This is a genomic window from Deltaproteobacteria bacterium (assembly GCA_029210625.1).
Classification (GTDB): domain Bacteria; phylum Myxococcota; class Myxococcia; order SLRQ01; family SLRQ01; genus JARGFU01.
In genome coordinates this window covers 164,800-179,289 of record JARGFU010000002.1, presented here as the reverse complement: position 1 = coordinate 179,289, position 14,490 = coordinate 164,800, and the positions used below count along the sequence as shown (strand labels likewise).

General features: G+C 70.6%; 10 protein-coding genes. 1 reads left to right on the top strand and 9 read right to left on the bottom strand.

The genetic code is table 11. From position 1 onward, the window contains the following. Positions 1–3 precede the first annotated feature (3 nt). Genes aguB through P1V51_02920 form a run of 3 tightly spaced genes read right to left on the bottom strand, consistent with a single transcriptional unit; the run spans position 4 to position 2,843 of the window. On the bottom strand, positions 4–855 hold the full coding sequence (gene aguB / locus P1V51_02930; GenBank protein ID MDF1561968.1) for an N-carbamoylputrescine amidase: 852 nt from the start codon (positions 853–855) through the stop codon (positions 4–6). Then, a complete protein-coding gene (locus P1V51_02925; protein ID MDF1561967.1) occupies positions 852–1,859 on the bottom strand; it encodes an agmatine deiminase family protein in 1,008 nt (335 codons plus the stop codon). Before P1V51_02925 ends, aguB begins: the two co-directional genes overlap by 4 nt. Before the next feature lie 36 nt (positions 1,860–1,895). Further along, a complete protein-coding gene (locus tag P1V51_02920) occupies positions 1,896–2,843 on the bottom strand; it encodes a hypothetical protein (GenBank protein MDF1561966.1) in 948 nt (315 codons plus the stop codon). Positions 2,844–2,911: 68 nt separating this feature from the next. Between P1V51_02920 and P1V51_02915 the strand changes: the two genes are divergently transcribed. Continuing rightward, a complete protein-coding gene (locus tag P1V51_02915; GenBank protein MDF1561965.1) occupies positions 2,912–4,213 on the top strand; it encodes a M18 family aminopeptidase in 1,302 nt (433 codons plus the stop codon). Between the two features lie 9 nt (positions 4,214–4,222). Here P1V51_02915 and P1V51_02910 read toward each other — a convergent pair whose 3' ends face one another. The 6 genes from P1V51_02910 to clpX all read right to left on the bottom strand — a co-directional run bounded on the left by P1V51_02910 (position 4,223) and on the right by clpX (position 14,489). Then, positions 4,223–5,278, bottom strand: a complete 1,056-nt coding sequence (locus P1V51_02910; protein MDF1561964.1) for a membrane dipeptidase — start codon at positions 5,276–5,278, stop codon at positions 4,223–4,225. Continuing rightward, positions 5,275–6,450: a THUMP domain-containing protein gene (locus P1V51_02905; protein MDF1561963.1), complete on the bottom strand. Its 1,176-nt coding sequence runs from the start codon at positions 6,448–6,450 to the stop codon at positions 5,275–5,277. The genes P1V51_02910 and P1V51_02905 overlap by 4 nt, the downstream gene beginning before the upstream one ends. A 93-nt stretch (positions 6,451–6,543) precedes the next feature. Beyond that, the gene (locus P1V51_02900) at positions 6,544–8,316 is read right to left on the bottom strand and encodes a phospholipase D-like domain-containing protein (protein MDF1561962.1); all 1,773 of its coding nucleotides are present in this window, start codon (positions 8,314–8,316) and stop codon (positions 6,544–6,546) included. A 190-nt stretch (positions 8,317–8,506) separates the two neighbouring features. Further along, a complete protein-coding gene (locus P1V51_02895; protein MDF1561961.1) occupies positions 8,507–10,687 on the bottom strand; it encodes a prolyl oligopeptidase family serine peptidase in 2,181 nt (726 codons plus the stop codon). A gap of 113 nt (positions 10,688–10,800) precedes the next feature. Continuing rightward, positions 10,801–13,209 carry an endopeptidase La gene (lon, locus tag P1V51_02890; protein ID MDF1561960.1) on the bottom strand — a complete coding sequence of 803 codons (2,409 nt, stop codon included), beginning with the start codon at positions 13,207–13,209 and terminating at the stop codon, positions 10,801–10,803. Positions 13,210–13,250: 41 nt separating this feature from the next. Further along, entirely contained in the window at positions 13,251–14,489 is a 1,239-nt protein-coding gene (gene clpX / locus P1V51_02885; GenBank protein MDF1561959.1) for an ATP-dependent Clp protease ATP-binding subunit ClpX, read from the bottom strand. Position 14,490: the final 1 nt, after the last annotated feature.

The following is a 14,490-nucleotide window of genomic DNA, read 5'->3' as shown; positions in this document are numbered from 1 at the left end:
CGCTCACCCCACGATCCGGCCATAGAGGTCGGGCCGGCGATCGCGGAAGAAGCCCCAGGAGGCGCGCTGAGCGCGGAGGGCCGCGAGGTCGTACTCGCGTAGCGCCACGCCGGTCTCCTCCCGGTCGAGGACCTCGCGGATCTCCCCCAGTCCGTCGGTGAGGAAGGAGGAGCCGTAGAAGACCTGCCCCTCCTCGTCCCCCACCCGGTTGGCGGCGGCCACCGGGGTGAGGTTCGCGATGGCGTGGCCCTGCATCACCCGCTGCCAGGCGTCCCGGGTGTCGAGCTCGGGCTCGGCGGGCTCGGAGCCGATGGCGGTGGGATAGAGCAGGACCTCGGCGCCCGCGAGCGCCATCGCCCGCGCCGCCTCGGGGAACCACTGGTCCCAGCAGATCCCCACGCCGAGGGCGGCGTGGCGGGTCTCCCAGACCTTGAAGCCGGTGTCGCCGGGGCGGAAGTAGAACTTCTCCTGATAGCCGGGGCCCTCGGGGATGTGGCTCTTTCGGTAGAGCCCCAGGGAGGTGCCGTCGGCGTCGAGGACGACGAGGCTGTTGTAGTAGGCGTTGCCGTCCCGCTCGAAGAAGGAGATCGGCAGCACCACCTCGAGCTCGGCCGCGAGCTGGCTCATCCGCTCCAGCGTGGGGTGCCCCTCGACCGGGCGGGCCCACTCGAAGAAGGCGCCCTTCTCCTCCCGGGGGAAGTAGGGGCCCTCGAAGAGCTCGGGCAGGAGGATGACCTCTGCGCCCTCCCCCGCGGCCTGGCGCACCAGGCCCTCGGCGCGCTCCACGTTCACCTCGAGGGCGTCGGCGAAGGGGGCCTGGATCACGGCGACGGTGACGTTCGACTTCGAGCTCATGCGGGCTCCTGCTGGCTGATGCAGTGGATCGCTCCCCCGCCGGGGAGCAGCACCCGGGCGTCGAGGCCGACCACCTCGCGGCCGGGGAAGCAGTCGGCGAGGATCTCGATCGCCTCCGCGTCGGAGGCGCCCCCGAAGGTGGGCACGACCACCCGCCGGTTGCCCACCAGGAAGTTCAGGTGGGTGGCCGGCGACGGCGCGCCCTCCTCGTCCGGGACCAGGCCCGGCGAGGGCAGGAGGACGGGCTCGAGGCTACGCCCTTCGGCGTCCCGCTCGGCGCGCAGGGCCTCGATGATGGCCTCGAGCACCGCGGTGTTCGGATCCCCGGGGGCGGGCCGGCCGCAGGCCACCCGGGCCGGGGCCACGAAGCGCGCCAGGTTGTCGACGTGGCCGTCGGTGTGATCGCCGGAGAGGCCCTCGTCTAGCCAGATCACCTTGCGGGCGCCCAGGAGGCTCGCGATCCGCGCCTCGACCTCGGCCTCGCCGAGCCCCGGGTTGCGGTTCGGGTTCAGCGCGCACTGGCGGGTGGTGAGGACCGTGCCCTCCCCGTCGCCGTCCACCGCGCCGCCCTCCAGGACCAGGGGATCGCGCTGCAGCGCCTCCCCCGCCCGGCCGGCGATGCCCACCGCCAGCTCCGCGTCGCCGGGCAGGCGGTACTTGCCGCCCCAGCCGTCGAAGGTGAAGGCGACCGCCCCCCGCGACGCCCCCCGGAAGATCGGCGCGGTGTCCCGGAGCCAGATGTCGCCGTAGGGCAGCTCGTGCAGGCGGTGATCGAGGCCCGCGAGGGCGGCGGCGGCCTGCGCCCGCGCCCCGGCGTCGCGCACGACCATCTCGATGCGCTCGCTGCCGGGCAGCTCGGCGAGGTAGTGGGCCAGCCGGCGCACCGTCTCCTGCACCTCGGGCAGGGCCTCACCCCAGAGCTCGGGGTGAGCCGGCCAGGCCAGCCAGACGGCGCGGTGGGGCGCCCATTCGGGGGGGATGGGGGTGGAGGCAGGATGGGTCACGGCCGCCCATCCTACCCTCCCTGGGCGGCTTTCGGCCTAGGGAATGACCAGCTGGCAGCAGCCGGTGACGCAGTAGTAGCTCTCCGGGCAGGGCGCCTGGCCGGCGAGGCCGCAGGGCTGCTCGCCCCCGGGGCACTGATCGGGGTTCACCACCCCGCCGTCGCCCGCGCCGCCGTCGGCGCCGCCACCGTCGGGGAAGCCACCGTCGGTGGAGGGCACGAAGCAGTCCTCGGGCACCTCGGTCTTGCCGATGCAGAGCTGGCAGCGGCCGCAGCCCTTCTGGCAATCCGCCATCGGGGTGCAGGGGGCGCAGGCCGCCGGATCCATCACGTCGTCGAGCACGCAGGTCGGCGCGCCGGTGGAGACGCCCGTCCCGATGAAGACGAAGAGGCCCGAGCCGGCCGGCAGCTCGCAGCAACCGAAGCAGTCGCAGCCGTTGGGGGTGAAGGGCTCGCACACGTCGTGGCAGAGCTGCACCTGGGGATCCTCGCAGTCCTTCCCGCCGACCATGGTGGGGTCGTAGTCGCAGCCGAGGTTGGCCTCGGGCGCCAGGGGATCGCACTCGGTGGACCAGGCGCAGTTGTCGTTGCCGCCGCCGTTGTCCTTGTCGAAGTAGCACTCCCGTCCGCAGCCGGGGCTGTGGCCGCCGGGGATCTCGGTGGCGAAGCCCTCCTCGTTGTTGTCGCAGGGGCCGAGGCAGTCGGGATCGTAGAAGTCGATGAGCCCGTCGTTGTCGTCGTCGAGGCAGTTGGCGCAGGCGTAGGGCGTGCCGCCCTGGCAGATCACGGGGACGCAGGCGCCGCCACCGCCGTCCCCGCCCCAGCCGCCGTCGCCGGCCCAGCTCCCGTCGAGGCCTCCGTCGAGGCCCCCGTCGGCGTCCACGGCGCCATCGACGCCGCCGGCGCCAGCCCCGCCGCAGTCGCAGCCGGTGGTCATGAGGATGCCCGCGAGGGCGAGGAGCGAAAGGGTGCCAGGTAGCTTCATCGCCAGTGCCTCCCGCCCGAGATCATACGGCACTCGACCCGAGGCTGGCGAATTGTTACCTGGAGGGGATGAGCCAGCCCCCTGCCGAGAGCCGCGACCTCCTCTCCTTCATCGACGCGAGCCCGAGCCCCTTCCACGCCACCGCCGAGGCCCTGCGCCGCTGCGAGGCGGCGGGCTTCACCCACCTCGACGAGGCCGAGGCCTGGAAGCTGGCGCCGGGCGGCGCCTACGTGATCACCCGCGGCGACGGCGCCCTCCTCGCCCTGCGGGTCGGGACGAGGCCCCCCGAGGAGGTCGGGGTGCGCCTCACCGGCGCCCACACCGACTCCCCCAACCTGCGGCCCAAGCCCCGGCTGGCCAAGAGCGGCGGGAAGCAGCTCCTCCTGGACGTCGAGGTCTACGGCGGCGCCATCGTCGCCACCTGGGCGGACCGGGATCTCGGCCTCGCCGGCCGGGTGACCGTCGAGGACGCCGGCCGCCTCGACCGCCGCCTGGTGCGGCTGGCGTCGCCGGCGAGCCGGGTCTCCACCCTCGCCATCCACCTCGGCCGCGAGGTGAACGAGAGCGGCCTGAAGCTCGACAAGCACGATCACCTCGTGCCCCACCTCGGGCCCTGGGAGAGCAAGGACGACCCCGAGGTCTTCCTCCGGCAGCTGCTGGCCGACGCCCTGAAGGTGAAGCCCGAGCAGATCCGCGGGCACGACCTCTGCCTCTTCGACCTCTCGCCCTCGGCCTTCATCGGCCTCGACCAGGCGATGATCGCGGCGCCCCGCCAGGACAACCTCTCCATGTGCCACGCGACCCTCACCGCGCTCCTCGCGGCGCCGGCCGAGCACGCGAGCACCCGGGTGGCGGTCCTCTTCGACCACGAGGAGATCGGCAGCCAGACCCACCGCGGCGCCGGCTCGCCGATGATCGAGTCGGTCTTCACCCGCCTCTGCGGCGGCGACGCCGAGCGCCGCGCCCGCACCATCGCCCGCAGCTTCCTGATCAGCGCCGACATGGCCCACGCCCTCCACCCGGCCCACCCCGGGAAGCACGACGGCCGGCACCAGCCCCTGCTCGGCGGCGGCCCCTGCCTGAAGACCAACGCCAACCAGCGCTACGCCACCGACGCCGAGAGCGGCGCCATCTTCCGCCGCCTCTGCGGCGCGGCCGGGGTGCCCTGCCAGGAGTTCGCCATGCGCGCCGACCTGCCCTGCGGCTCGACCATCGGCCCGATCTCGGCGGCCCGCCTCGGCCTGCGCACCGTGGACGTGGGCAACCCGCTGCTCTCGATGCACTCCATCCGCGAGCTGGGCGGCAGCGCCGACCACCCGCAGATGATCGCCGCCCTGAAGACCTACTTCGAGATCGACGCGCTGGAGTAGGGCCCGGTCCTAGGGCCGGATGGCACCGAAGACCCGGAGGAAGTTCTCTCCGAGGATCTTGCGGATCCGCGCCTCGGAGTAGCCGCGCACCAGCATGGTCTCGACCAGGCGGGGCCAGCCGGAGGCCGAGCGCAGCCCCCGGGGCGGGGTGACCAGGCCGTCGTGATCGGTGCCGATGGCGGCGTGGTCCTCGCCGCAGACCGAGATGATGTGGTCGAGGTGATCGACCACCATGTTCGCGTCCTGCGCGCCGCCGGGGCTCTCCAGGAAGGTCTCCTGGAAGATCACGCCGATCACCCCGCCGGTGGCGGCGATGGCCTCCAGCTGACGATCGTCGAGGTTGCGCCAGTGCGGGGTCACGCCGCTCACGCCGGTGTGGGTGCAGATCAGCGGCAGCGAGGGGTCGTGCACGTCGACGGCGTCCCAGAAGCCCCGCGGGTGGATGTGCGCCAGGTCCACCAGCACCCGGTGGGCGTCGAGGCGGCGGACCAGCTCCTTGCCCGCCTCGCTCAGGCCGGCCCCCGGCCGCAGCCGCAGGGGCGAAGAGGTGGAGCCGATCCACGAGCTCGTCAGGTGGACGAGGGTGACGCGGATCAGATCGGGATCGGGCAGGGCCGCGCTCCTCGGCGCCGGCGCGAGCGCGTTGCCCCCCTGGATCGCCGGGAGGACCACGTGGGCGCCCGCGGCCCGGGCCTCGCGGTAGGCGCCGAGGCTGCCGGCGATCTGCAGCGCCCCCTCGCTGCGCTCGACCAGGTCGCGCAGCCCCCGGAGGTTGCGCAGCAACGCCTGGCTGCGCCCGGTCTGCCGGCGCAGGGGGTTGGTGGTGATGGACCAGTGGGCGCCCTTCACCCCTCCCTCGAGCAGGCGCGGCAGATCGGCGTGACCCAGGAGGCGGCCGCCGAGGTAGCCCTCGTGGCGCAGGAGCGGGTCGTAGCCGAAGATCCGCTGCCAGATCAGGGTGTCGAGGTGGAGGTCGATGAGCTCGGCCACCTCGCAGAGTTCGCGGGCGCGCCGGGAGAGCGCGGCTCCCTCGGTGATCGGGCGCTCGGGCGCCTCGCGGCTCATGCCTCCTCGGCTCCGGGCCTGGCGCGCAGGGCGGGCGGACCGAAGTGGAGCAGCAGGCACTCCAGGGGCCCGTTGAAGAGGGTGTGCCGGCGGTGGGCGCGGGCGCCGAAGTGCTTGGCGAAGCCATGCATCCCGGCCATCACCGTCAGGGGAGGCGGCGGATCCGAGGCCGCGGCCCAGGCCTCACCGAAGGTGCGGACGAAGCCCTCCAGCTGCAGCCGGGCCTTGCCCAGGCGCTGACCGTAGGGCGGGTTCGTCACGAGGCGAGCGTCGGCGGGCAGATCGCCCAGGCGCCGGGCGTCCGCCCGCTGGAAGTCGATGAGGGGCAACACCCCGGCCCGCTCGGCGTTGCGGCGGGCGACCTCCAGGACCTTGCCGTCGTGATCGCGGCCGATGATCCGGGGCAGGTCGGGCGGCGCCTGCTTCTCGACCTCGGCCAGCATCCGGTCGAGCACCGACTGGGCCGTCCGTCCCGAGCTCACCCAGCGGGTGGCCGAGAAGGGGCGCCCCACCCCCGGCGGGCGGCCCGAGAGGATCTGCGCGGCCTCGATGACGATGGTCCCCGAGCCGCAGAGGGGATCGACCAGGGGGCGCTCGGCGTCGAGGCCGTCCCAGGCCAGGAGGGCGGCGGCCAGGGTCTCCTTCAGGGGCGCCTCACCCTTCTCCCGCCGCCAGCCCCGGCGGTGCAGCGGCACCCCCGCCACGTCGAGGAAGAAGGTCGCCTCCTCCTGGCGCAGGTGCACCGCGATCTGCAAGTCGGGATGCCGGGTCTCCACGCTCGGCCGCTGCCCCTCGCGATCGCGGAAGCGATCGACGATGGCGTCCTTCACCTTCAAGGCGATGAAGCGGGAGTGGTCCAGCCCGGGCGCGCGGCCGGTGGCACGGACCGCGAAGGTCCGCTTCACGGTCATCTCCTCCTCCCACTCGATGGCGCGGGCGCTCTCGTAGAGCTCCTCGGCGCTGCCCGCGGGTCCCCGGCCGATCTCCAGCAGGACCCGCTCGGCGATCCGGGTGCGGAGGGTCGCCCGCAGTCCGTCCTCGAGGGTGAGCGTGAAGCGGGCGCCACCCCGCTCTCCCTTCACGCCGCGCAGCCCGAGGGCGAGCAGCTCATCTCGCAGGAGCCCCTCCGCGCCCTTGGCGCAGGTGGCAAAGAAGTGTCGGCCGCCCTTCATGGCAGGCTCCTTTACTCCACCCTCGCGCGGATAACAAAGCGCCCGGTCGGCTCGAGCCAACCGGGCGCCTCGAATCGGGAGAGAGAGTCGAGATCAGTTGCGGGTGCAGGTCCGGTGGTTCTCGGGGTGCGCCCGGAAGTCGGTGTCGTTGATGTCGCTGCAGTGGTCGCGCAGCGCGCCCTTCAGGTCGGTGACCTGCTGCCAGTCGAGGGTCATCGGCTCGAAGACGATGTCGATGCGGCTGCCGGTGCCGTTCTCGATCTCGTCCATCCGGGAGGCGAAGAGCCCCTCGGAGCGGCCGAGGTTCCAGATCTGCTCGAAGTTCAGCACGTAGGCCTCGACCAGCTCGGGGTAGGTCCGCACGTCGAAGAAGAGCATGTTCTCCATCGTGTTGTGCTCGGCGTTGTCCGAGAGGTTGTAGGAGCCGGTCACCAGGGTCTGGCCGTCCACCACCATGAACTTGTGGTGCATCTGGACCGCGTAGCTGTAGTGCCAGCGGTAGGCGTAGGCCTTGAAGCGGACGTCGATGCCCTCGGCGTGGACCTGGTAGCCGAAGAGGAAGCCGCGATCGAGGCAGGCGGCGGTCTGGGTATCGGTGGTGGCGCCGGCCAGGCAGGCCTCGAGGTCGCGCACCTGGTTCTCGTGGGTCGAGACCGAGAGGTACTCCTGGTTGTCGAGGAGCACGCGGATCTCGACGCTCGGGTCGGCCTTGTGCTTCGCGATGAGGGCCTCGGCGACGGGGCGCGAGCGCAGGTGGCCGGAGGCGATGAGGATCTGCCGCTGGGCGCCCTCGATCAGGGCCACCAGGCGGTCGGCGATCTCGTTCTCGCCCCGGTTCACGCTGAAGGTCGCGCCGTAGCGGGAGGAGATGGAGGTGCGGAAGTTGGCCGAGGTGAAGGCGGCGTCCACGGCCGGGGTGTCGGCGGCGGCGATGGCCTCGGCGTCGACGGCGGCGCCGAACTCGGTCTCGAGGGAGGTGTTCCAGGCCAGGTCCCGGGAGTTGTTCCAGAGGTGGTCGAACTCGGCCTGCAGGCGCAGGGTCAGCTCGGTGTTGCCGTCGATGAAGAGGGTGTTCTCGTCGTACTTCGTGCCGGCCGAGTAGGACCAGTTGCCGCTGCCGGAGACCACCTTGGCGGTGGAGGCCTTCGCGGGATCCCGCCGGGGGCCGTCGAAGATGGCGAACTTGTGGTGCATGATCTTGTTGATCCAGCGCACGTCGATGCCGGCGTCCTCGAGGCGGGCCGAGCGGGTGCCGGCCGGGCCCTTGCGGTCCTCGGAGGCGCCCTCGTAGAGGAGGCGGATGGAGACGCCGCGGCGGGCCGCGTCCTCGAGGGCCTGGAAGACGGTGCCGTCGGAGAGGCTGTACATCGCCACGTCGATGGTCTGGTCGGCGGCCTCGATCCGCTCCACGACCCGGGCGAGGTGGGAGAGGTGCCAGGGCTGGGGCGAGAAGACGACCTCGACGGTGCCGGTGCTGGAGGCGACGCAGGGGGCGCCGGTCTCGAGGGCGTGGGCGACGATGGCGTCGAGGGTCACGGGGCCGACGTAGGGGATGGCGTCGAGCTCGGCGAGGGAGTCGAAGAGATCGTCGTCGCTGGAGCCGAGCACGCCGTCGGGGCCGTTCCGGTGGGCGAGGATGTTCTTGCGGGCGCGGCTGCGGGCGCCGAGGTTCTGGAGGGTCTCGTCGGTGGTGCTCGCGGCGTTCACGAAGTCGAGGGCCCGCCCGGTCTCGCAGGTGCCGTAGGCGTCGGCCTTCCCGGTGGCGTACTGGCTGCCGCTGCCCTGCCCGGTGGCGTAGGTGCCCCCACCGCAGGCGGCGGTGAGGAGGAGGGTGGCGAAGAGCGCGGTGGCGTGGTTGCGAAGCATCTCGGGTCTCCCGTTTCGAGTCATCTCGGGGAGCCCCATGAGCATCCTTCGTGCCAGGATCGAGGCCGGATCGGGCCTCACCCTCCGGGATCAGGCCTTTGAATTCATTGGCCTTTTTCCAATGCCGCGCTGCGGCAGGCGATCAGATCGTGGACGGAGCCCAGATCCGTTCAGGATCTGATCGCTCCACTCACTCGACCGGGGCCGGCGCCTCCAGGCCGCCGAGGGTGGCGTGGAGGAAGGCCCAGCGGTCCGCCACCTCGTCGAGGATCTTCTCGGTGGGCTTGCCCGCCCCGTGGCCGGCCTTGGTCTCGATCCGGATCAGCACCGGCGCCGGTCCCGCCTGGGCGTGCTGCAGGGCGGCCGCGAACTTGAAGCTGTGCGCCGGGACCACCCGGTCGTCGTGATCGGCGGTGGTGATCAGGGTCGGCGGGTAGTGGGTCCCCTCCTTCACGTTGTGCAGGGGGGAGTAGGCCAGCAGCGCCGGGAAGACCTTCGCGTCCTCGCTGGTGCCGTAGTCGCTGGCCCAGGCCCAGCCGATGGTCCAGGTGTGGTAGCGCAGCATGTCCATCACGCCCACCGCGGCGATGGCGGCGCCGAAGCTCTCGGGGTGCTGGGTGATCGAGGCGCCCACCAGCAGCCCGCCGTTCGAGCCGCCGCCGATGGCGAGGCGGTCGGTGCGGGTGTAGCCGTTGGCCTTCAGCCACTCGGCGATGGCGTGGAAGTCGTCGAAGACGTTCTGCTTGCGCTCGAGGATGCCCGCCTGGTGCCAGGCCTCCCCGTACTCTCCGCCGCCCCGCAGGTTGGTGGAGACGTAGACGCCTCCCATCTCCATCCAGACCAGGTTCGAGGTCGAGTAGTAGGGGGTCAGGGAGACGTTGAAGCCACCGTAGCCGTAGAGGTAGGTCGGCCGCGCGCCGTCGAGCGCGAGCCCCTTCTTGTGGGTGATGAAGGCGGGCACCTTGGTGCCGTCCTTGCTCTTCACGAAGACCTGCCTGGTCTCGAAGGCGCCCGGGTCGAAGTCGACCTCGGGCTGCCGGAAGATCTCCAGGCTGGCCTTGGCGACGTCGAGGCGGAAGACGGTCGTCGGGTAGGTGAAGGAGGTGAAGGCGAAGTAGCCCGTGGGCGCGTCCGCGTGCCCCTGGGGCGGCGTGAGGGTGCCGGGCACCGGCAGGGCCAGCTCGCCCAGATCCTTCGCCGCCCCGAGGCCCGCTGGCTCGAAGAGGCGCAGGCTGTGCTTGGCGTCCGAGAGGTAGGTGGCCACCAGCCGGCCGCCGATGTGGGCGACCGACTCCAGCGGCTCCTCGCGCTGGGGGACGACCTCGGTGAGCTTCACCTCGCTGGCGGAGAGGTCGAAGGCCATGATCCGCGCCCGGGGCGCGTCCTTCGTGGTGCGAAGGAAGACGGTCGAGCCGGCCTTGCCGATGAAGTGGTAGAGGGCGTCGAAGCCCGAGAGGCGCTCGATGACCTCGGCCCTGGCGTCCTTCAGGTCGAGGGTGAAGAGCTGGTTCTCGGGCGCGGTGCCCTTCCAGACGTGGATCACCAGGGTCGTGCCGTCCTCGGTCACCTGGGCGTCGAAGCCCCACTCCTTGTGGTCCTTGCGCTCGTAGACCAGGCGGTCCTCGGACTGGGGCTTGCCCAGGGTGTGGAAGTAGAGCTTCTGGAAGAAGTTGGCCCCCTGCTTCTCCTCCTCCTCGCTCTTCGGCGCGTCGTAGGCGCCGTAGTAGAAGCCCGAGCCGTCCGCCGCCCAGGCGGCGCCGGAGAACTTGCTCCACTTCACCTCGTCCGGGAGGTCGGTCCCGTCGTCGACCTTGCGCACCTTCCAGGTCTTCCAGTCCGAGCCCGAGGAGGAGAGCGCGTAGGCCAGGTGCTCACCGTCCCGGCTGACCGACCAGGCCGAGACGGCCACGGTGCCGTCCGCCGAGAGGGTGTTGGGATCGAGGAGGAGTCGGGCCTCGGCGTCGGCCGAGTCCTTCACGAAGATCTGCTCCTGGTTGAGCAGGCCCGGGTTGTACTCGTAGAAGAGCCGCCCGCCCTCCTCCACCGGCACGCCGAACTTCTCGTAGTCCCAGAGCGCCCGGGCGCGCTCGCGGATGGCGTCGCGCGCGCCGACCTTCTCGAGGAAGCCGAAGGTGATGGCGTTCTCGGCGTCGATCCAGGCGCGGCTCTCCTCGCTGTCCGGATCCTCCAGCCAGCGATAGGGGTCCGCCACCTCGACGCCGTGGTAGGTGTCCTTCACGTCGCTCCGGCGGGCCGCCGGGTAGTCGTACTTCGGAGCCGCCACCGCGGTGGGGTCGTTCTCCGGGGCCTTGGCCCCCTTCGTCGCACAGCTCGCCATCAGCACCGCCATCGCCAGGGTGGCCCAACGCATCGCGTCCTCCTATCGGGGATCCAGAACAACGGGGGCGCAGCTTAGCGGAAAAGGCCCCACCCCGCCCACCAGGGCGGAGGGGGGCCTCCCTTCGCTCTCGCGCGCCCGCTGCTTCAGTGCTCGACGGTGCCGGGCTCGGCCTCGGCCGCCTCGCTGACCGCCGCCGGGGCCTTGCGGAAGAGCTCACCCGGATCGTCGAGGACCAGGGCGTGGGTCAGGACCTCGTCCATGTGCTCGACGCAGACGATCTCGAGGGCGTCCCGGATCTTCTTCGGGATGTCCACGAGGTCCTTCTCGTTCTCCTTGGGCACCAGGATCTTGCGCAGCTCGGCCCGGTGGGCGGCGAGCGCCTTCTCCTTGAGGCCGCCGATCTCCAGCACCCGCCCCTGGAGGGAGATCTCGCCGGTCATGGCGATGTCCCGCCGGACGGCGATGCCGGTGAGGGCCGAGACCAGGCAGGTGGCCATGGCGGTGCCGGCGGAGGGGCCGTCCTTGGGGATCGCGCCCTCCGGGAAGTGGATGTGCAGATCGGCCTTCTCGTAGAAGGCCGGGTCGAGGCCGAAGCGCTCGGCGCGCGAGCGCACGTAGCTCATCGCCGCCTGGGCGCTCTCCTGCATGACCTCACCGAGCTTGCCGGTGAGCAGCAGCTTGCCCTTGCCCGGCATGGTGGAGACCTCGGCGGTGAGGACCTGGCCGCCGTAGGCGGTCCAGGCCAGGCCGTTGACCAGCCCCACCCGGTCCTCGGTCTCGGTGCTGCGGTAGCGGAACCTCGGCACGCCCAGGAACTTCTCGACCCGCCGCTCGTCCACCCGGAAGGTGCGGTCGCCGCCCTTCTTGAGCACGTCGCGGGCGATCTTCCGGCAGACGGATGCGATCTCCCGCTCCAGGTTCCGCACCCCCGCCTCGCGCGTGTAGTGGTGGATGATGTGCAGCAGGGCGCCGTCGGTGAAGGTCAGCTTCTTCACCCGGGAGAGGCCGTTGGCCTCGATCTGCTTGGGCACCAGGTACTTCTTGGCGATCGCCAGCTTCTCGAGGTCGGTGTAGCCGGCGAGCTGGATGATCTCCATCCGGTCCTGCAGGGGCGCCGGGATCCCGTGGAGGGTGTTCGCCGTGCAGACGAACATCACGCGGGAGAGGTCATAGTCCAGGTCGAGGTAGTGGTCGTTGAAGGTGTCGTTCTGCTCGGGATCGAGCACCTCGAGCAGCGCCGAGGAGGGGTCCCCCCGGAAGTCGGCGGACATCTTGTCCACCTCGTCGAGGAGGAAGACCGGGTTGCCCGAGCCGGCCTTCTTCATCATCTGCAGCATCTTGCCCGGCAGGGCGCCGATGTAGGTGCGGCGGTGGCCGCGGATCTCGGCCTCGTCTCGCACGCCGCCCAGGGAGACGCGAACGAACTTGCGCTCGAGCGCCCGGGCGATGCTGCGACCCAGGGAGGTCTTGCCCACCCCGGGGGGGCCCACCAGGCAGAGGATGGGGCCCTTCATCTTGTCCACCAGGGCCTGCACCGCGAGGTACTCGAGGATCCGCTCCTTGGGCTTCTTCAGCCCGTAGTGGTCCTCGTCGAGGACCGCCTCGGCGTGGTCCATGTCCTCGTTGTCGTCGGTGTCCTCCAGCCAGGGCAGCGCCAGCATCCAGTCGATGTAGTTGCGCACCACCGTGGCCTCGGCGGCCATCGGCGACATCATCTTCAGCTTGCGCAGCTCCTTGCGGCAGCGGTCGGCTGCCTCCTCGGGCATCTTCTTCTTCTCGATCTGGGCCTCGAGCTCCTGCAGCTCGTTCTTGAACTCGTCGCGCTCCCCGAGCTCCTTCTGGATCGCCTGCATCTGCTCGTTGAGGTAGTACTCCTTCTGCGACTTCTCCATCTGCTTCTTCACGCGGGTGCGGATCTTCTTCTCCACCTGGAGGATCTCGATCTCGCCCTGCATGAGCTCGTAGAGCCGCTCGAGGCGCGTCACCGGAGACTCGATCTCGAGGATCTCCTGCTTGTCGTTCAGCTTCAGCGAGAGGTGGGCGACGATGGTGTCGGCCAGGCGCGCGGGATCCTCGATGGTCGCGACGCTCATCAGCATCTCGGGGGGGATCCGCTTGTTGAGCTTCACGTAGGTCTCGAAGGTGGTGTGCACGCTGCGCACCAGCGCCTCGAGCTGCACCGTCTCTTCCCACTGCTCCTCGACGAGCTCGGCCTCGCAGAGGAAGAAGGGCTCCGAGGAGACGTACTTGGTGATCCGGGCGCGCTGCTTGCCCTCGACCAGCACCTTCACCGTGCCGTCGGGCAGGCGCAGCAGCTGGATGATGTTGCCCACGGTGCCCAGGCCGAAGATCTCGGTGGGCGTCGGGTCGTTCACCTTCGCCCGCCGCTGGGCGCAGAGCAGGATCTCCTTGTCGTGCGCCATCGCCTCCTCGAGGGCGGCGATGGACTTCTTCCGGCCCACGAAGAGGGGCACCACCATGTGCGGGAAGACGACGATGTCGCGCAGGGGGAGCAGAGGGAGCAGACGACCGGAACCCTGGTTCTCACTCATGACTTCTCTTTTGCTTCAGGGAGAGACGACTCGGAGCCGGGTCAGGCGGCGTCGCCGTAGAGGAGCAGCGGCTCTTCCCGCTTGCGGATCACGTCCTCGTTGATCACGACCTCGCGGATCCGCCGGTTGCTGGGGATGTCGTACATCACGTCCAGCATGGCGCGCTCGAGCACGGCCCGCAGCCCCCGCGCGCCCGCCTTGTTGGTGATCGCCTCCTCGGCGACCGCCCGGAGGGCCTCGTCGGTGAACTTCAGCTGGACGCCGTCGAGCTCCATCAGGCGCCGGTACTGCTTCACCAGCGCGTTGCGCGGCACGGTGAGGATCTCCACCAGCATGTCGGCGGAGAGCTCCTCCATGGTCGCGACCACCGGGAGGCGCCCGATGAACTCGGGGATGAGGCCGAACTTGAGCAGGTCCTCCGGCTGCACCTCCTTGAGGATGTCGCCGGCGTTCCGCTCGCCCTTCACCGTGACCTTCTTCCCGAAGCCCATGGAGAACTCGCCCTTGCGCCGGTCGATGATCTCCTCGAGGCCGGTGAAGGCGCCGCCACAGATGAAGAGGATGTTGGTGGTGTCGACCTGCAGGAACTCCTGCTGGGGGTGCTTGCGGCCGCCCTTCGGGGGCACGTTGGCCACGGTGCCCTCGATGATCTTCAGCAGGGCCTGCTGCACGCCCTCGCCCGAGACGTCCCGGGTGATCGAGGGGTTCTCGGACTTGCGGGCGATCTTGTCGATCTCGTCGATGTAGACGATGCCGCGCTGGGCGCGCTCGATGTCGTGATCGGCCGCCTGGAGCAGGTTGACGATGATGTTCTCGACGTCCTCACCGACGTAGCCCGCCTCGGTGAGGGTCGTGGCGTCGGCGATGGTGAAGGGGACGTTGAGGAGGCGGGCGAGGGTCTGGGCGATCAGGGTCTTGCCGCAGCCGGTGGGCCCGATGAGCAGGATGTTGCTCTTCTGCAGCTCGACGTCGTCGAGCTCCACCGAGCTCTCGATCCGCTTGTAGTGGTTGTGCACCGCGACGGACATCACCTTCTTGGCCCGCTCCTGGCCGATGACGTACTCGTCGAGGACCGCCTTGATCTCGGAGGGCCGGGGGATGCGCAGCTTCCCGTCGACCTGCTCCTCGCGGTCCATCTCCTCCGCGATGATGTCGTTGCAGAGGCCGATGCACTCGTCGCAGATGTAGACCGTCGGGCCGGCGATGAGCTTCTTCACCTCCTTCTGCGACTTCCCGCAGAAGGAGCAACACAGGCTCTGCCCTTCTCGCTTCTCGGCCACG

Coding starts and splice junctions, on each gene's coding strand:
- aguB (MDF1561968.1), bottom strand. CDS start 855: ATGAGCTCGAAGTCGAACGTCACCGTCGCCGTGATCCAGGCCCCCTTC.
- P1V51_02920 (MDF1561966.1), bottom strand. CDS start 2,843: ATGAAGCTACCTGGCACCCTTTCGCTCCTCGCCCTCGCGGGCATCCTC.
- P1V51_02915 (MDF1561965.1), top strand. CDS start 2,912: ATGAGCCAGCCCCCTGCCGAGAGCCGCGACCTCCTCTCCTTCATCGAC.
- P1V51_02910 (MDF1561964.1), bottom strand. CDS start 5,278: ATGAGCCGCGAGGCGCCCGAGCGCCCGATCACCGAGGGAGCCGCGCTC.
- P1V51_02905 (MDF1561963.1), bottom strand. CDS start 6,450: ATGAAGGGCGGCCGACACTTCTTTGCCACCTGCGCCAAGGGCGCGGAG.
- P1V51_02900 (MDF1561962.1), bottom strand. CDS start 8,316: ATGCTTCGCAACCACGCCACCGCGCTCTTCGCCACCCTCCTCCTCACC.
- P1V51_02895 (MDF1561961.1), bottom strand. CDS start 10,687: ATGCGTTGGGCCACCCTGGCGATGGCGGTGCTGATGGCGAGCTGTGCG.
- lon (MDF1561960.1), bottom strand. CDS start 13,209: ATGAGTGAGAACCAGGGTTCCGGTCGTCTGCTCCCTCTGCTCCCCCTG.